Consider the following 16,250-nt stretch of genomic DNA (forward strand, 5'->3'; position numbering starts at 1 on the left):
CGGGTTTCCGGCCACGATCTTCGTACGGTTCGCACACGGAGAGGTACCCCCGCTAAGCGCACCCGCACTTGCGGAGGCTCGTGGCCAGGACGTCGATGGCGTCCCGGCCGGGTTCGGTGTCCGAGTCGTTGGACATGAACGCGAACACCAGCACCCGGCCGTCCTGGTCGAGGACCAGGCCGGCCAGGGTGTTCACGCCGGTCAGCGTGCCCGTCTTCGCCCGCACCCAGCCGCGGCCCGCCTGGGACCCCGGCGTGTCGAACCGCTTGTCGGCGAGCGTGCCGGAGCCGCCCGCGACCGGGAGGCCCGCCAGCACCGGGCGCAGCTTCCCGGTGTTCGGGTTCTTGCCCTCCGGGGCCGCCGCGGCCGCCAGCAGCTGGGTCAGCAGCCGCGCCGGGATGCGGTTGAGCGACGAGATGCCGCTGCCGTCGGAGAGCTCGACGCCCGAAACGTCGAACCCGTGGTCCTTCAGCACCTTGATGGTCGCCTTCGCGCCGCCCGCGTAGCTCGCTTCCTCGCCGTTCGCCAGCGCCACCTGCCGGGCGATCGCCTCGGCGAGGACGTCGTCCGACAGCACCATCAGGTCGGACACCAGCTCGGTCAGCGGGGCCGACTTGACCTCGCCGAGCACCTTCGCGTCCTTCGAGGCGGTCGCCTGGCCGGCCGCCGACGCGCCCAGTTTCGACGCGATCGACGAGGCCAGCGCGCTGCCCGCGTTCGCCGTGCGCTGCGAGCCGTTGTCCTTGGGGCTGATCCGGCCGCCGTCGGCCATCACGGGCGCCATCTGCGTCGCGTACGTCGACGGCGCGTCGCCCGCTTCCCAGCCCGGCGCGGTCGTGGCGCCCTTGAACAGGGTCAGGTCGACCTGCACCTTCTTGACGCCGGGCGCCGCCTTCTTGACCTGCGCGACGAGGTCGTCGACGTGCGCGGCACCCGGGTACAGCGGCGAGTCCGTGCCCAGCGGCAGGTTGGTGATCGTCGTGTCACCGCCGCCGACCAGGACGACCGTGCCCGGGTCGGCGCCCTGGACGATCTTGGTCGACAGCCGGAGGTTGTGGTCCAGCGACAGCAGCGCGGCCGCCGACGTCAGCACCTTCGTCGTCGACGCGGGCGTCACCGGCGTCGACGAGCCGCGGTCCCACAGCACGGTGCCGGTCACCGGGTCGATCACGCTGCCGGTGAGCTGGCCGAGCGCGCCGTTGCCGGCCGCCGAAGCCAGCGCGGACTTGACGCCGTTCGCGGTCGGCGCCTGCCCGGCGTTGTCCGGCCCCTGCAGCTGGCGCGTGGCCGCGACCGGCTCGGGGCTGTCGCCCTTCGGCGCGTTCGGCGCCCACGGCAGGCCCAGCCGGTTCGACACCTTCGGCATCGCCGCGGCGACCCCGCCCCCGGCCAGCACCAGCAGGACGACCACGACGAGCGCGATCAGCTTGCCCTTGCGCCGCTTCTTCGGCGGCTCCTCGGCGGCGGCCGCCCCGGCGGCGGGCGGCGGCTCGGACGGCGGCTGCTGCTCGGGCCGCGGTGGCTCGTTCCGCGGCTGCGGCTGCTGCTGGAAGGCGGCGGGGAACTGCGTGGGCCGCTCGATCCCGACGGTCGCCTCGGCGTCGAACCGCTGCCCGTCCGGCTCGATCCGCTGCGGCCGGGCCAGGGAGCCGGCGGACGCCGACGGGACGACCCCGCGCGGCGGCTCCGGCGGCAGGCCCGGCCGCCGGTCACCCGGTTCGGCCGGGCGGTCACCGCCGCGGTTTTCCTGCAGCTCGATGCGCTGGGCCCAGGGCTGCTGGGGCTCTTCCGGCCGTTGCGGCTCTTCACGGCGCTGGGTTTCGGCGCGCTTCAGCTGCTCTTCGCGGCGTTGCTGCTCCTCCCGCCACAGCTGCAGTTCCTCACGCCACTGCTGCTGCGGCTCTTCCCGCGGCTCCTCGCGGTGTCCCTGCTGCTCAGCGGGCCAGACGTTGCGCTCGACCGGCACGACCGGCGCCTGCTCCGGCTGCTTCACCTCGATGAACTGGGTGCTCTCCGCGGGCGGCTGCTCGGCCCGGATGTACTCGGTCCCCGCTTCGGCCGGTCGCTTCGGTTCCCGGCTGCCGAGCCGGTCGGCGAGGTCCTGCTTGGCCGGGGGCGGCGGGGGCGGTGGCTCCTCCGCCGGCACGTTGAGCCCGGGGACCGGTTCGGGCGCGACGTTCGGCGCGAACCAGGACCCCTTCGGTGCCTCGCTGCCTGTGACCTTGGGCACGCCGGACTCCCCCGGCGGGCTCGCGGGCGGGTCGGGCAGGGACATCGGGGTGGTCTTCCGCGCGCCCGACGACGAGCGGTCTTCGTCCGACGAAGGCCACATCGGCTGGTCGTTTTCCGGCACCCACCACTCCTTCTCACCTGCCCCGGAAGGGGCCAAGGTCACATGCCGCGTGGCCGACATCGATGCGGACCCGCGGCAGGCCGTAGTCCACACTAGGAGACGTCAAGACAGTCATGAAGGTTGCCGCCCGCGTCGGGCGGGCACGCCCGGATCTATAAAGAAGCAGCGAGGACGCCGTGGAGTTCGACGTCACGATCGAAATCCCCAAAGGGGAGCGCAACAAGTACGAGGTCGACCACAAGACCGGCCGCATCAAGCTGGACCGGACCCTGTTCACGGCCACGCAGTACCCGGCCGACTACGGCTTCATCGACGACACCCTCGGCCAGGACGGCGACCCGCTCGACGTGCTCGTCCTCGTCCAGGAGCCGACCTTCCCGGGCTGCCTGATCCGCTGCCGCGCGATCGGCATGTTCCGGATGACCGACGAGAAGGGCCCGGACGACAAGGTCCTAGCCGTCCCGACGAACGACCCGCGCCTCGAGCACCTGCGCGACATCCACCACCTGAACGAGTTCCACAAGCTGGAGATCCAGCACTTCTTCGAGGTCTACAAGGACCTCGAGCCCGGCAAGAGTGTCGAAGGCTCGTCCTGGGTCGGCCGAACCGAGGCCGAGGCCGAGATCGCCCGCTCGTACGAGCGCGAGACCGACCGCCTGGCCAAGGAAGAGGCCAACGGCGGCCACTGAGTCCGCGGAAAGGCCCCCTCGGGAGATCCCGAGGGGGCCTTTCCATTCCCCGGTCAGTGCGCCATGGCCAGTGCGGGCGCCTCCCCGGCCTCCGCGCGCTGCTCCATCGCCGACTTGTCCGAGAGCGGCTTCTCCTTGAGGAACCACACCAGGGCGAACCCGACGGTCAGCACGATCCCGCCGACCAGGAACACCGTGCTCATCGACTCGGCGAAGCCCTGCAGGATCGGCCGGGCCAGCGTCGGGTCGAGCGAGGACAGGAACGACGTGTCGTTGACGTCCAGTGCGCCGCTCTTCAGCTGCTGCGCGAACGCCGGGTTCTGGGCCAGCGCCGAGACGTAGGCCGGGCTGGTCATCGCCGAGCGGACGGCGTTCGCGATCCGGTCGCCGACCGTGCCGAACAGGATCGACAGGAACACCGCGGTGCCCGCCGTGCCGCCGATCTGCCGGAAGAACGTCGCCGCCGAGGTGGCGACGCCGATGTCCTGCGGGCGGACGTCGTTGGTCGCGGCCAGCACCAGCGTCTGCATCGAGGCGCCGAGGCCGAGGCCGATCACGAAGGCGATCACCATGACCAGCGCCAGCGAGCTGTCGACGGTGATCGTCGAGAGCGCGAACAGCGCCGCCGCCATCAGGCCGATCCCGGCCACGGCGAACATCTTGTAGCGCCCGGTCTTCGAGATGATCCGGCCGCTGGTCATGCTCGCGGACATGATGCCCAGCGTCAGCGGCAGCATCTGCAGGCCGGCCTGGGTCGGCGTCGCGCCCTTGACGATCTGCAGGTACAGCGGCAGCGACATCATCGCGCCGAACATCCCGGCGCCCTGCACCACGGTGACCAGCGTGGACATCCGGAACACCGGCCGCTTGAACAGGCGCAGCGGCAGCAGGGCAGCGTCGCCCATCCGGCGTTCGATCCACACGAAGGCGGTCACGCCCAGCGCGCCGACGACGTACATCGCGATCGAAGCGGCGGAGCCCCAGCCCCACTCGCGGCCCTGCTCGGCGACGATCAGCAGCGGCACCAGGCCGGTGGCCAGCGCGACGGCACCCCAGTAGTCGACCTTCTGGTCCACGCGGGTGTGCGGGAGGTTCAGCACCTTGGTGACGACGACCAGCGCGGCCAGCGCGATCGGGACGTTGACGAGGAAGACCCAGCGCCAGCCGGTGATGCCCGCGAAGGTGTCGATGCCGGCGAAGAAGCCGCCGACGACCGGGCCGGCGACGCTCGAGATGCCGAACACCGCCATGAAGTAGCCCTGGTACTTGCTGCGCTCACGCGGCGCGGTGATGTCGGTGATGATCGCCAGCGCCAGTGACATCAGGCCACCGGCGCCGAGCCCCTGGAAGGCGCGGAACGCGGCGAGCTCGTACATCGACGTGGCCATGCCGCTGGCCAGCGAGCCGATCAGGAACAGCGAGATCGCCGTCAGGTACATGGGCTTGCGGCCGTAGAGGTCGGACAGCTTGCCGTACAGCGGCGTCGAGAGCGTCGCGGTGATCAGGTAGGCGGTGGTGGCCCAGGCCTGCAGGGACAGGCCGTGCAGCTCGTCGGCGATGGTGCGCATCGACGAGGAAACGATGGTCTGGTCGAGCGCGGCCAGGAACATGCCGAGCATCAGGCCGGACAGGACGGTGAGGATCTGGCGGTGGGTCAGTTTGCCGTTCGTAGCGGCTGCTCCTTCCGCCGTGGAGGTGTCGCTCATGGTGGTCTCCCTCGGTTCGCGTAGTTGCTTGTACCTCTCAACTACTTGCCTCGACCAAGTATTCCGAGAGAGCTTGTATCGTGCAATCAAATTTTCTGTGAGCCCGGTCTCCCGCCCCGCTTGACGGCCCGCGCGACCACCGTGACCTCGGCGGACGGCACGTCGAGGCCGGTCACGAAGGCGTAGAGGGCGGCGAGGTCGCGGCACCAGACGGCGGCCATCAGGTTGGTGACGCCGGTCGTGGCGAGGGTGCCGTGGACCATCGGGTGGCGCGCCAGGGCCCGCCCCACCTCGTCGAGCCGCCCCGGCGGCACGGTCATCCAGACGTTCGCGTCGACCGCCAGGCCCAGCGCCGCGACGTCGACGTTCGCGTAGGTGCGGATGCGGCCGGCCGCGGCGAGCCGGTCGAGGCGCCGTCGGACGGTGGATTCCGGCGCCTCCGCGGCCAGCTCGGCCGGTCCGAGCCGGGCGTCGGCGGCCAGCCGGTCCAGGAGCCGCCGGTCGAGGTCGTCGAGCGGGACGTCGTCGCCGGGCGGCGGCGGGGCCAGCGCGGCGGCTTCGGCGCCGGTGAGCAGGCCGGTGCGCCACTCGGTGGCGTCGGAGAAGACGTGGAGGATCGAGTGCGCGCGCAGCTCCGTGACCGCGGAGGTCGACGGCAGGGCGTCGTGCACCAGGCGGCCGTCGAGCCCGCCGAGCGCGACGGCGCTGATCTCCTCGCCGCCCGCGAGGATGTCGACGAACAGGACGTCGGCCCGCTTGGCCAGGCCGTCGGCGATCGCCGGGGTCCGGCCGCGGAGGACCTTGACCCGCAGCAGCATCGCGCCGCGCAGGCCGTGCGCGGGGTCGGGGACGCAGACGACCTTCAGCCGTCCGTCGGCGCGCAGCCGGGAGATGACGCGCGTGACCGTGCGCGGCGAGAGGTCGAGCACCTCGGCGATCCGGCCGGGTCCGGCACGGCCGTCGATCTGGAGGGCCGAGACGACGCGCTGTTCGATTTCGGTCAGAAGTCGCATGGTCGAGTCCGATTCCGCTGAGGTTCGGCCACTGCAATACCCGTGGCCGTCGTCCGAGCGTAATCGTGGCCGCATGCTGAAATCCGTGATCGACCTCGTGGAAACCCTGGCCACCGGCGTGCGCGCACCCGAACACCCGCCCGCCTCCTTCGCCGAGCTGGCCGCCGCCTTCGGCGCGATCGACGACCCGCTGGCGGCGGGCCTGCGGGCCGCGTTGACCGAACTCCGCCCCGGCGCGGCGTGGGCGGAGGAGTTCGACGAGCTGCCCGGCGGCGAAGTCTGGGTGGTGGACGCGCTCGACGGCGCCGTCCAGCTCCTCCAGGGCCTGCCGCAGTACTGCCTCACCGTCACCCTGGTCCGCGACGGCGAGCCCGAGCTCGCGGTGCTGCATTCCCCGCGGCTGGGCGAGACCTACGCGGCGAAGCGAGGCGAAGGCGCGCGCCGGAACGGGAAGCCCGTCGCGCCGTCACGCAAGACGTCGCTGGCGGCCGTGGTCGCGGCGACCAGCCAGCCGCCGTTCGTCGCGAAGCAGCCAGGCGTGGCCGAAGCCGCCGGCCGGTCGCTGACCGCCGTGCTGGAGGAGGTCGCGGCCGTGCGGAACCTCGGGCCGACGTCGTGGCAGGTCGCCGACGTCGCCGCGGGGCGGCTGGACCTGTTCTGGCAGTTCGGCCGTGACGCGACGAACCTCGCCGGCGCGGCGCTGGTCGCGCGCGAGGCCGGCGCGGTGGTCACCACCGCCGACGGCGCCCCGTGGACGCCGTCGGCCGGCAGCTTCCTCGCCGCCGCGCCCGGCCTGCACGCGCCGGCGGCGAAAATCCTGCGTCAGGCCGAGTAGCCCGGGATCGGGAACGGCGCCAGGAACTCGCGGATCTCCGCCGCGATCGCGTCCAAAGTGGACTCGTTCGCCGCGGCCGCCGCGGTGATCGTGCGGTCGATCCAGTCGGCCACCTGGACCTGGTGCTCCGGCCGCAGGCCACGGGTGGTGATCGCGGACGTGCCGAGCCGGATGCCGGACGGGTCGAACGGCTTGCGCGGGTCGAACGGGACCGTGTTGTAGTTCAGCTCGATGCCCGCGCGGTCCAGCGCCTTCGCCGCCGGCTTGCCCGCGACCGCCTTGTTCGTCAGGTCGATCAGCAGCAGGTGGTTGTCCGTGCCGCCGGAGACGAGGTCGTACCCCTTCGCCAGCAAGGCGTCCGCCAGCGCGCGGGCGTTGGCGACGATCGTGTGCGCGTACTCGCGGAACGACGGCTGCTGCGCCTCGCCGAGGGCGACCGCGATGGCCGCCGTCGTGTGGTCGTGCGGGCCGCCCTGCAGGCCCGGGAACACCGCCTTGTCGACGGCTTTCGCGTGCTCGGCGTCGGACAGGATCATCGCGCCGCGCGGGCCGCGCAGCGTCTTGTGCGTGGTCGTCGTGACGACCTGCGCGTGCCCGACCGGCGACGGGTGCGCGCCGCCCGCGACGAGGCCGGCGATGTGCGCGATGTCGGCGACGAGCACCGCGCCGACCTCCGCGGCGATCTCGGCGAACGCCGGGAAGTCGATCGTGCGCGGGATCGCCGTGCCACCGCAGAAGATCAGCTTCGGGCGGTGCTCGCGGGCCAGGTCGCGGACCTGGTCGAGGTCGACGCGGCCGGTCTCCTTGGCGACGCCGTAGCGCACCGGGGTGAACCACTTGCCGGTCGCGGACACGCCCCAGCCGTGGGTCAGGTGGCCGCCGTCCGGCAGCGCCATGCCCAGCACGGTGTCGCCGGGCTCGGCGAACGCGAGGTAGACCGCGAGGTTCGCCGGCGAGCCGGAGTACGGCTGGACGTTCGCGTGGTCGGCGCCGAACACGGCCTTCGCCCGGTCGATGGCGAGCTGCTCGACCTGGTCGATGAACTGCTGGCCCTCGTAGTACCGCTTGCCCGCGTAGCCCTCGGAGTACTTGTTGGTGAGCACGCTGCCGGTCGCCTCGAGGACGGCCTGCGAGACGTAGTTCTCCGAGGCGATCAGGCGGATCTTGTCGTGCTGGCGCTTCGCTTCGGCCTCGACCAGTCCGGCGATCTGCGGGTCGGCGGCGGTGAGCGCGTTCAGTGCTGGCTGGTGTGTCATGGCGTACTCCGGCTCTGGAGTGGCCTTCACCCAGGCGCGCGGTGCCGGCCTCGTCGTCGCTTCCCGGTGGTGCTCCACCTCGATGGCGCCAGTCGCTGCTGCGGGGAAGAGCCTAGTCCACCCCGCCAGTGCTCCGGCGGTGCTCGGCGCACCACTTGCGGGTGCAGCCCGACGTCCGGTCGCAGAACGGCTTCGCGCAGGTGGCGCAGCGCTTCACCCGGCGCCAGCCGCCGACCGTGACGAGTTCGGCCAGCCCGGCCGCCCCCGCGGCCAGCTCGCCGGTGCCCGCGTACGGCGTCACGTAGACGATCCGCCACACCGTCCCGGTCGCGACGAGCCGCGGCCGCGCTCCCGCCTCGGCCAGCACGGCGTTGAGGCGGCGCGCGGCCGCGGCTTCCTCGGGCAGCTGGGCGACGATCCCGCACAGCTGCGGATTTCCGTGGCGCAGCAACCGTTCCGCGACCCCGAGCTCGGGGTCCAGCGCGTGGAACGGCGGCACCACCGCGTGCTTGCGCACGTCAGTCCACGACCACGACGCCCATGGAGCGCGCCGTGCCCGCGATCGTGCGCATCGCCGCTTCGACGTCGGAGGTGTTCAGGTCCGGCAGCTTGCGCGTGGCGATCTCCCGCAGCTGGCCGGTCGTGAGCTTGCCGGCGACCTCGTGCCCCGGCCGCGCGGAACCCTTGTCCCCCAACGCCTTCTTGATGAGGAACGCCGTCGGCGGCGTCTTGAGCCGCAGCGCGAACGAGCGGTCCTCGAACACCGAGACGACGACCGGCACGATGTCGCCGCGCTGGGCCGCCGTCGAAGCGTCGTAGGCCTTCTTGACCTCGACGAGGTTGACCCCGGTCTGCCCCAGCATCTTGCCGAGGTCGACGACCGGGGCGTTGCCCGCGGCGAGTTCGAGGGTGACCTGGTGGGTGAGTTTCTTCGGAGCCATGCCCCGAAGCTAGGGTCTCCAGCTACTGGAGAGTCAACGTCAATCGATCGGCTTGGTGCCGGCCCGGTGCCGGCGGGCCAGCTCCTGGTAGATCGCTGCGTTGTGCTCGACCCACATGCGCGCGGAGTCGGTCAGCGGCACGAACTTCTTCGCCGGGCTGCCCATCGCGATGACCTCGTCCGGCACCTCCGTCGCCGGCGTGACGGTGGCCCCGGCCGCGACCAGCGCCCGCGCGCCGATCTTCGCCTTGTCGAGCACCGTCGAGCCGTTGCCGATCAGCGCCTGCTCCCCGATCGTGCAGTCGTGCACCAGGCACTGGTGGCCCACGGTGACGTTCTTGCCGACCTCGCAGACGCCGTCGTTGACGTGGATCACCGAGTTGTCCTGGATGTTGGCACCCTCGCGGATGACGATCCGGCCGAAGTCGGCCCGGATCACCGCGCCGAACCAGATCGAGGCGTCCTTCTCGACGACGACGTCGCCGATCAGGGTGGCGGTGGGGGCGATCCAGGCGTCCGGGTGGACCTGCGGGCTGAGCCCTTCGAACGAGAACAGAGGCATGCCCCGCACCTTAACCGCGAGGGCCTCCTTCCCCGGGTCCACGGGGAAGGAGGCCATTCGCGAGCCGCGTACCTGGCCGCTGGGGGTCAGCCGGTGATCGCGGCGTTGATGATGATGTCCACGGCCTGGTCGTTGCGGGTCGTCTGCGGCACGATCTGGGTGTCGCGCGGGTAGAAGCCCGGGCTGCTGCCCTTCGGGTACATCTCGAAGGTGAAGCTCCAGATCTTGTGCTGCGCCCACATCCAGTCGTTGACGCTGCCGTCGGTGATGTAGAGGTCGCTGGACTGCTGCGGCGTGTAGCCGTTGGTCGCGGCCATCTGCCTGCCGAGCGACTGGAACTTCTGCGCCTCGGCCGCGGTCAGGCCCGGCGCGGTGTCGGCGTAGGTGTAGCCGAACGGCCAGAGCACCAGCTCGGAGTAGGTGTGGAAGTCGATGTGCGTCTTGATCTGCTGGACGCCGCCGACCACCCGCGAGTTCACCCAGTTCGAGACGGCGCGGGTCTCGGGCGCGGAGAACGCCGCCGTGCCGCGGTAGGTCTCGCTCGACGTCGAGCCCGACGAGCCGCCGCAGCAGCCCCACTTGTAGCCCCAGTTGCGGTTGGTGTCGGTGCCGGGGCCCTGGCGGTTCTTGCGCCAGCTGTGGAACGTGCCGCCGGAGATGTCGTACTCGGAGCCGTCCGGGTTGACGCTGGGGACGACCCAGATCTCGGCGCTGTCGACGAGCCGCTTGATCGCGGGGTCGGTGGCGTACCCGCTGGTCAGGCGCTGCACGACGCGGAGGCACATCTCGGTGGTGAGGTGCTCGCGCGCATGCTGGTTGCAGGTGAAGAGGACTTCGGGCTCGTTCTCGTCGGTGCCGGCGTTGTCGCTGATCTTGAGCACCGACAGCGCGCGGCCTTCGTAGGAGTTGCCGACGCTGCCGAGCTTCGCGAGCGTGGGGTAGTTCGCGACGGCCTTCTGCAGCTCGGTCTGCGTCTCGGCGTACGTGTGGTAGCCGGTGTAGCCGGCCGGGAAGTCTTCGACGGTCTCGGTGCCCTGGGGCCGGTTCACCTTCCCGAGCGCCTTGACGCCGAAGCCGAGCGCGCGCAGCTGAGCCACCTCGCCGGGGTTGGCGATGATCGTCGTCGTCGCGCCCTCGACGTCGAGGATGTCCGCGCCGGTCCGCGCGACCTCGGTGCGCTGCTGGGCGGTGCCGGTGCCGGTCACTTCGTAGACCTGCGGACCGTCGGGCTGGGCGGCGCCGGCCTGGCCGCCGGCGGTGAGCACCAAGAGGACGGCCGCGGCCGCTGCCATGCACGTTCGTGTGCGCATCACGTCTCCTGCTCTCGGGGGTTCCTCGACCTTGGCCGGAGCCGGACGTATCGCACAATCCGTACCTCTACGGATCTATTGGGTGTTACTGGCCGTAGTTCGCGAAGCAGAGCGCCTCGATGTCGGCACGCAGCGTGGCGAACGGACGCGGGCGCACCCGCTGCTGGACGACCGTGCCCAGCAGGTACGACAGCAGCGCCCGGGCGCGCGCCCGGGGGTCGTCGACGTCGAGCGGGGCGAGGAGCTCGGCGAGCAGCTCGTTGAGCGACGTGAGCATGACGTCGATGGCCTGCGGGTGCTGCGCCCGCCCGGCGGCGATCCAGTACTCGAACCAGAGGAACGCCGCGTTCGGGTTGGCGGCGAAGACGCGCAGGTACTCCTCGAGGACGGCGAAGAGCCGCCGGCGGGGTTCGTCGTGCTTCGCGGCCACCTCGCGCAGCCCCGCCGCGAAGGCGGTGATGTGCGCGGCCATCGCGCGGTCGATGAGGACGTCGATGTCGGCGAAGTAGTAGTGGATCGCGCTCTTGGTGAGCGGTCCGGCGTCGGCGATGGCCCGGACGGTGCACCCGGCGAGCCCGTCGCGGGCGAGCACCACGCGTGCGGCTTCGACGATCTGTTCCTGCTTGGCCAGCTGGTTGGGAGAGAGCCGGTCGCTGCGACCGGGGACTGCGCTCACGGTGATTCTCGTTACCTTCTTTCCGGACGACAGGCCCGAATCCTAGGGCAGACGTCCCGCGGATGACCTTCGGGTGAAAAACCGGATTGGCCACCCCGGTCCGCGCGGCGGACAATGCGCGGCATGGTGATCTCAGGGGACAAGGGGCTCAGCCCGGCTGCGCGCAGCCAGCTGGAGAAGGAAATCGCGAACTTGCGCGCCCAACGACAGGCCCTCGCGCCGCAACCCGGCGAGCAGGAGCGCACCGGCGACGCGGCGGACCAGGCGGACGTGATCGACCGCGCCGAAGCGGCCGCCCGCCTCGACCGCCAGATCGCCGACCTGGCCGCGAAGATGGAACACGGCGGCTACGGCAACGCCCAGCTCCCGGACGGCACAACGGTAACCCTCCGCTTCTCGGACGGCGACGAGGAGACCTTCCAGGTCGTCACCGTCCCCGGCGAGGACGCCGACGCGATCACCTCGGACAGCCCCCTGGGCCTGGCCCTGGTCGGCGCCAAAGCGGGCGACGAGATCACCTACCGGACTCCCCGCGGCGACGCCAAGGCAACGGTGGTGAAGCTGGCCCCGCCGAAGTAGCACCCGGCTTTCGAAGGCCCCCGGCCACAAGCCGGGGGCCTTCGCCATCTCCAACTTGACCCGTAAGGGTGGTTCTGCCAAACAATTTCCGACGCCTGCCCACCCGACGCAACCACGACGGGGGGCCGGGGGGCGGAGCCCGCCGGGCGGGGTGCGGGGCGGAGCCCGCAAGACACGCGAGACAAGAAAAGGCCCCTGCCCTCAAGGGGCAGGGGCCTTCAACCTTGTCGAGCCGCCTGGGGGAATCGAACCCCCGACCTATTCATTACGAGCGGAATTCGCCGCTTGTTGACCTTGGTCGCAGGACTCTGACCTGCACGTTCACGGTCCTTGACCGTCCGTGTACGTCCGGGGTTAGTCACCCGGATTGTCACCCAGTTAGACACCCACCCCAAGCCCAAAGAGGCTGGAACACCGGTAGCCGGAGACCGCCTCCACTGCCCTGTGTTTCAGCCTCTTTTCGCTGGTCAGAGACTAGAGACATAGTAGTAGAGTGGGCGAAAAGCCGTCACCGAAGGTGTCACTCACCTGTCACACCTAAACCCGCAGGCCAGAGGGGCTGGAGTGACAGAGTGACGGGTGTGACAGTCTCGACACCCCATAGGTGTCACTCGGCCACAAACTGCCGCCGAAAACCGGCCCTGAGAGGGCTGGTGCCAGACGCGCGACTCCCGACACACCAGCGTTGTCGCGTTTGACCGCTTGCGGCCGTCTCAGGTCTCACGATTCGGGCCGTTGCTGGCGCTGAGCACGCCAGCAACGGCCCTAAAGACGCATGGACTCGGGCGCGGGGCCGCTTAGGCAACCTAGCGCGCGAGATGCAGCCAGAGCGCCACCAAGGAGACCCTCACCGCTACTTCGCCGGTCGGTACTGCGGATCGTCCGGGTCGTGCGACACCGCGTCCTGCCAGCCTCGCGGAACATTCGTCGGGTACCACAGTGACTTATCACCCAGTCGTCGGTTGAGCATCGGGAAGGACACGCCCGCCCCACCCTCGCCGGGGTCCAGGCTTTCACCCTCTTCGATCAGGTGTTCCAGCGACAGCCGCACGAAGGTCGCGTACCGCCACAGGTCTTGTGCCACAAGCTTGCTGTGCTCCTGTCGACCCTCTGGATTGGTCTCGCTCTTCTGGTGCTCACTGCGCGCCGCAGTGAGCACCAGGTGCACAAGTCTGCGGTACTGCTCGGTGGCTCTGACGTCACGGAGGCCCGGCAAATCGGCGAACCCGCCGAATCGAAGCCCCTCCACGGCGCTCTCGGTCTCGCAGGGCGTTTCGCCGACAGTTCGCGGCCCGCCCAGCGCGAAACTTACCGTGTCAAACACGTTCGGCACCCGGTTCATCAACGGCAGCAGACTGGCGATCCGCACCAGCAACCGGGTGGCGCTGTCCTGTTGTCGTTCCCGCTGGCGCGCCTTCTCCGTGTACATCCGCTCGTCTGTGAGGCGCCGGTCGGCAGCCTTCCGTTCAGCCTCTAGCCGCGCTTCTGCATCTGCCTGGTCCTGCTGCGCTCGCCGACTGTCGTAGTCCCGTTGCTCCTGGATGCGCCTGTCAGCGTCCTTTCGGTCTCGCCTGGTGGTGATCACGCTGTACAGGAGCGTGGCCACCGTCGACGCAGCCAGGGCGACAGTCGCCCAACCAGTGAGCGGATCGCCTGCTTCCATTCGGATATCCTCCGGATCGCTGCAAGTATGAATCGGGGTCGGTACAGTCGCCGACAACCTAAGCTCCGGCACACCGCCACGGTCGCCCGACACGCAGGCCGAGAGGAGAATGCTGAGTAAGCTTCGCCGAACTACCGCTCACTTATCGGCTTTGCGGGTCCTCTGGTGCCCAGCTTGCCACCGTGCGGGCCGCATCACTCAACATCCTGATTCCTCGATTAGCAGGCCGCAAGGAACGTCGAAGAACCGTGCTAATGTTCTCGACACTCGCAATCAACTGCGAAACATCGTCCAGCTGATCAGCAATTGTCGCAACTTCCCGCAGGTCCCTCGTTCCACTATCCAGCTGCGCGCGGAACTGCGCCATGATTCGTTCATCTTGCTCAGAGTTCACGATTGAACGATAACGCTTGAAAATTTGGTCAGCTTGAAGCACGAAGCGTTGCGCTTCGCTGGCTGATTCCACAAACTCCGCCGTGGGACCCTCAATAGACTTTGCCATATTAATAATTGTCGATTTGTACAGGTTTGGATTATTACCCGCCCTCTTCGCCTGATCTCCAAACTGCGCCAACAGACCCGCGAGGGTAGTGAAGTCAGTAACAGCTCGCTGCACCGATTCCTCAACCAAAGGCATCAGCGGCTCGAACTCTTCTGCAATTTCAATGAGTCCGGGAGACTCTTCCGCGCCTTCAAGTTGAGCAACACGGGAGCCCGAAGCGTCATACCCGCTCGCCTGAAGTTCATTTTCCAAGATCGCCGGTAGCTGCTCCTCTACTCTCCGTTCAGCTTCAATCAACTTTCGAGCAAGCCTGCGCACCCCGGAAATCCAGGCCTCACCACCTCGCCCGCTAGGCCAGATGTCCTCAAACGACTCGTAGTTTGATTTCGCAATAATCCGCACCACCTCATCTTCATGGTCGATGCGAATTTTGTCTTTCCCGGAAATGATAATAGGCAGAATTAAGCCATCAATTCCACGAGCCTGGCAAAGCTGATAGAAAGCCAACAGCTCTTTTCTGCATGCTTCACTCTTGAAGTAATTGGGGGTTACAAGAGGAATGAAGAATACGGTTCTACTGATGCCATACCCGAGAGCGTTCTCCCAGCTCTCACCCCAGCCAATGCTCTCAGTGTCTTGGAAAATCTTGAGCTGATCACCTGTCTCAAGTGCATACATGCCAATCAGATCCTCTCGGATCTCACTCAGCTTGCCTTTGGTCGAGACGTCATCGTCTCGGACATAACTCCAGAAACCAGAGGTCCATTCTTCATTTAGCTCAGACATGCGCACTCCTAGGCGGTATGCCGCCGCAGAGTCGGCGGTTAGCTAGTAAGAACGCTCTTCGCAGCAACTCTGTTACAACACAACACTCAGCCGTGTTCGACAGCGTTGGTTGGTCGCTCGCCCCGCAAGAATGCGGCTACCTGCTCGGCTGCGACCTCGTAGCACAGCCGGTTGGTTCCAGGAACAGTGCGAGCGGAGTGAGGACTAATCACTGCTCCCTCCTGCCTCCATAGTGGGTGATCGTTCGGAAGGGGCTCCGGATCGGTCACGTCGAGCGCCGCCCGCAAGCGTCCCGAAACCAGCTCGGCGAGCAACGCGTCCGTGTCGACGATCTGACCGCGGCCAGCGTTGACCAGGAGCGCGTTGTCGTCCATCAACTTCAAGAACCGTGGACCGACCAGCCCTCGCGTCTTCTCGGTCAACGGAGCCGTGATCACCACGATGGCGTGGCCCGACACAACTTCAGGCAACACGTCTGCACCGAGGACACCATCTCGGCCTCTCGACGCGACGAGCGTGGAATCCACCCCAAACACTTCGAGCCGTCGGGCGACCTCGCCGCCGATTGCGCCGGCAAGGGGACCGGCCGGCCGTCGAAGGCGCTCACGCTCGCGCAGGCCGAAGCCGTACTCACCGCGGCGGAGTCGTCGCCGATGCGCGCCTACATCGTGGTGTCGCTGCTGACCGGCGCACGAACCGAGGAGATGCGGCCGCTGACGTGGGATCACGTGGACCTGGTCGGCAAGCCGGACGCATCGCCGGCGATCCCGCCGAACGTCAAGGTGTGGCGTTCGGTCCGCGCCAAGGGCGAGACGAAGACGCGGAAGTCCCGGCGCACGCTGGCGCTGCCTGAGCGGGCCGTGAGGGCGCTGGAGGACCACCGGGTGGCCCAGCAGGCGGTGAAGGCCGTCGCGGGCGACGGCTGGCGCGAACAGGGCTTGGTCTTCGCGACCAACGTCGGCACCGAGCGGGACGTCAACAACGTCCGGCGGGACTTCCGCCGGGTGATCAAGGCGGCTGGGCTCAAGCCGACGCAGTGGACGCCCCGGGAGTTGCGGCACAGCTTCGTCTCGATCCTCTCGGACGGTGGGATGCCGATCGAGGAGATCTCGCGGTTGGTCGGGCACAGCAGCACGGCCGTGACGGAGCTGGTCTACCGGAAGCAGATCCGGCCGGTGGTCGAGTCGGGGGGCGGTCGCGATGGACCGGCTTTTCCCCGCGACGGTAGAACCTGCGGAAGTTCCCACCGGCCCGGCGTCTTAGTCACCCACTCAACGAGCCAGGCCCCACTGAGCTGCCGGTGGGGCCTGGCAGTCAGCCTGCCAAGCTCGGCTACTGCTCAAACTCTCACCATCGGTCAACTCTAGGGCCTGTATCGAA

16 protein-coding genes are annotated in these 16,250 nt (G+C 68.9%); 4 read left to right on the forward strand and 12 right to left on the reverse strand.

The genetic code is table 11. The annotated features are described in order from the left end of the window. Positions 1–52: 52 nt before the first annotated feature. Positions 53–2,353, reverse strand: coding sequence for a D-alanyl-D-alanine carboxypeptidase/D-alanyl-D-alanine-endopeptidase (gene dacB / locus AB5J73_RS08860; protein WP_370969221.1), 2,301 nt, complete (start codon positions 2,351–2,353; stop codon positions 53–55). 176 nt (positions 2,354–2,529) lie between these two features. On the opposite strand from dacB, the gene AB5J73_RS08865 reads away from it, so the two are divergent. Further along, the gene (locus tag AB5J73_RS08865) at positions 2,530–3,042 is read left to right on the forward strand and encodes an inorganic diphosphatase (protein ID WP_370969222.1); all 513 of its coding nucleotides are present in this window, start codon (positions 2,530–2,532) and stop codon (positions 3,040–3,042) included. A gap of 53 nt (positions 3,043–3,095) precedes the next feature. On the opposite strand, the gene AB5J73_RS08870 is transcribed toward AB5J73_RS08865, so the two are convergent. Together AB5J73_RS08870 and AB5J73_RS08875 are read right to left on the reverse strand one after the other, a co-directional pair. Beyond that, on the reverse strand, positions 3,096–4,748 hold the full coding sequence (locus AB5J73_RS08870) for an MDR family MFS transporter (protein ID WP_370969223.1): 1,653 nt from the start codon (positions 4,746–4,748) through the stop codon (positions 3,096–3,098). A gap of 86 nt (positions 4,749–4,834) precedes the next feature. Beyond that, positions 4,835–5,761 (reverse strand): Lrp/AsnC family transcriptional regulator, encoded by a 927-nt coding sequence (locus AB5J73_RS08875; RefSeq protein ID WP_370969224.1) that lies wholly within the window; start codon positions 5,759–5,761, stop codon positions 4,835–4,837. A gap of 73 nt (positions 5,762–5,834) precedes the next feature. Between AB5J73_RS08875 and AB5J73_RS08880 the strand changes: the two genes are divergently transcribed. Next, positions 5,835–6,596 (forward strand): inositol monophosphatase, encoded by a 762-nt coding sequence (locus tag AB5J73_RS08880; RefSeq protein WP_370969225.1) that lies wholly within the window; start codon positions 5,835–5,837, stop codon positions 6,594–6,596. Here AB5J73_RS08880 and glyA read toward each other — a convergent pair. From glyA to AB5J73_RS08910, 6 genes are all read right to left on the reverse strand, one after another. Next, positions 6,584–7,852, reverse strand: coding sequence for a serine hydroxymethyltransferase (gene glyA, locus AB5J73_RS08885; protein WP_370969226.1), 1,269 nt, complete (start codon positions 7,850–7,852; stop codon positions 6,584–6,586). The genes AB5J73_RS08880 and glyA overlap by 13 nt on opposite strands. A gap of 112 nt (positions 7,853–7,964) precedes the next feature. Continuing rightward, positions 7,965–8,369 (reverse strand): hypothetical protein, encoded by a 405-nt coding sequence (locus AB5J73_RS08890; protein WP_370969227.1) that lies wholly within the window; start codon positions 8,367–8,369, stop codon positions 7,965–7,967. Position 8,370: 1 nt separating this feature from the next. Next, on the reverse strand, positions 8,371–8,793 hold the full coding sequence (locus tag AB5J73_RS08895) for an uL11 family ribosomal protein (protein WP_370969228.1): 423 nt from the start codon (positions 8,791–8,793) through the stop codon (positions 8,371–8,373). A gap of 39 nt (positions 8,794–8,832) precedes the next feature. Further along, entirely contained in the window at positions 8,833–9,354 is a 522-nt protein-coding gene (locus AB5J73_RS08900) for a gamma carbonic anhydrase family protein (protein ID WP_247017393.1), read from the reverse strand. Positions 9,355–9,440: 86 nt separating this feature from the next. Next, positions 9,441–10,646 carry a M14 family metallopeptidase gene (locus tag AB5J73_RS08905; protein WP_370973020.1) on the reverse strand — a complete coding sequence of 402 codons (1,206 nt, stop codon included), beginning with the start codon at positions 10,644–10,646 and terminating at the stop codon, positions 9,441–9,443. Positions 10,647–10,749: 103 nt separating this feature from the next. After that, positions 10,750–11,340 carry a TetR/AcrR family transcriptional regulator gene (locus tag AB5J73_RS08910; protein WP_370969229.1) on the reverse strand — a complete coding sequence of 197 codons (591 nt, stop codon included), beginning with the start codon at positions 11,338–11,340 and terminating at the stop codon, positions 10,750–10,752. A 123-nt stretch (positions 11,341–11,463) separates the two neighbouring features. Here AB5J73_RS08910 and AB5J73_RS08915 point away from each other — a divergent pair, with 123 nt between their 5' ends. Continuing rightward, positions 11,464–11,919, forward strand: a complete 456-nt coding sequence (locus AB5J73_RS08915; RefSeq protein WP_086864364.1) for a GreA/GreB family elongation factor — start codon at positions 11,464–11,466, stop codon at positions 11,917–11,919. An 853-nt stretch (positions 11,920–12,772) separates the two neighbouring features. Here AB5J73_RS08915 and AB5J73_RS08920 read toward each other — a convergent pair. The 3 genes from AB5J73_RS08920 to AB5J73_RS08930 form a co-directional block, all read right to left on the reverse strand. After that, positions 12,773–13,582 carry a hypothetical protein gene (locus tag AB5J73_RS08920; protein WP_370969230.1) on the reverse strand — a complete coding sequence of 270 codons (810 nt, stop codon included), beginning with the start codon at positions 13,580–13,582 and terminating at the stop codon, positions 12,773–12,775. 142 nt (positions 13,583–13,724) lie between these two features. Continuing rightward, on the reverse strand, positions 13,725–14,870 hold the full coding sequence (locus AB5J73_RS08925) for a toll/interleukin-1 receptor domain-containing protein (protein ID WP_370969231.1): 1,146 nt from the start codon (positions 14,868–14,870) through the stop codon (positions 13,725–13,727). A gap of 86 nt (positions 14,871–14,956) precedes the next feature. Then, complete coding sequence (locus AB5J73_RS08930; protein ID WP_370969232.1) at positions 14,957–15,598, reverse strand: NAD(P)-dependent oxidoreductase; 642 nt, start codon at positions 15,596–15,598, stop codon at positions 14,957–14,959. Here AB5J73_RS08930 and AB5J73_RS08935 point away from each other — a divergent pair. After that, positions 15,524–16,237 carry a site-specific integrase gene (locus AB5J73_RS08935; RefSeq protein ID WP_370969233.1) on the forward strand — a complete coding sequence of 238 codons (714 nt, stop codon included), beginning with the start codon at positions 15,524–15,526 and terminating at the stop codon, positions 16,235–16,237. The two genes, AB5J73_RS08930 and AB5J73_RS08935, sit on opposite strands and share 75 nt — an antisense overlap. Positions 16,238–16,250: the final 13 nt, after the last annotated feature.

The sequence above is a fragment of the Amycolatopsis sp. cg9 genome (genome assembly GCF_041346945.1).
Lineage (GTDB): Bacteria > Actinomycetota > Actinomycetes > Mycobacteriales > Pseudonocardiaceae > Amycolatopsis.

Excerpts from the sequence above, each read along its gene's own strand:
- AB5J73_RS08870 (WP_370969223.1), bottom strand. The coding sequence starts at position 4,748 with ATGAGCGACACCTCCACGGCGGAAGGAGCAGCCGCTACGAACGGCAAA.
- AB5J73_RS08875 (WP_370969224.1), bottom strand. The coding sequence starts at position 5,761 with ATGCGACTTCTGACCGAAATCGAACAGCGCGTCGTCTCGGCCCTCCAG.
- AB5J73_RS08880 (WP_370969225.1), top strand. The coding sequence starts at position 5,835 with ATGCTGAAATCCGTGATCGACCTCGTGGAAACCCTGGCCACCGGCGTG.
- glyA (WP_370969226.1), bottom strand. The coding sequence starts at position 7,852 with ATGACACACCAGCCAGCACTGAACGCGCTCACCGCCGCCGACCCGCAG.
- AB5J73_RS08895 (WP_370969228.1), bottom strand. The coding sequence starts at position 8,793 with ATGGCTCCGAAGAAACTCACCCACCAGGTCACCCTCGAACTCGCCGCG.
- AB5J73_RS08900 (WP_247017393.1), bottom strand. The coding sequence starts at position 9,354 with ATGCCTCTGTTCTCGTTCGAAGGGCTCAGCCCGCAGGTCCACCCGGAC.
- AB5J73_RS08905 (WP_370973020.1), bottom strand. The coding sequence starts at position 10,646 with ATGGCAGCGGCCGCGGCCGTCCTCTTGGTGCTCACCGCCGGCGGCCAG.
- AB5J73_RS08915 (WP_086864364.1), top strand. The coding sequence starts at position 11,464 with ATGGTGATCTCAGGGGACAAGGGGCTCAGCCCGGCTGCGCGCAGCCAG.
- AB5J73_RS08920 (WP_370969230.1), bottom strand. The coding sequence starts at position 13,582 with ATGGAAGCAGGCGATCCGCTCACTGGTTGGGCGACTGTCGCCCTGGCT.
- AB5J73_RS08925 (WP_370969231.1), bottom strand. The coding sequence starts at position 14,870 with ATGTCTGAGCTAAATGAAGAATGGACCTCTGGTTTCTGGAGTTATGTC.
- AB5J73_RS08935 (WP_370969233.1), top strand. The coding sequence starts at position 15,524 with ATGCGCGCCTACATCGTGGTGTCGCTGCTGACCGGCGCACGAACCGAG.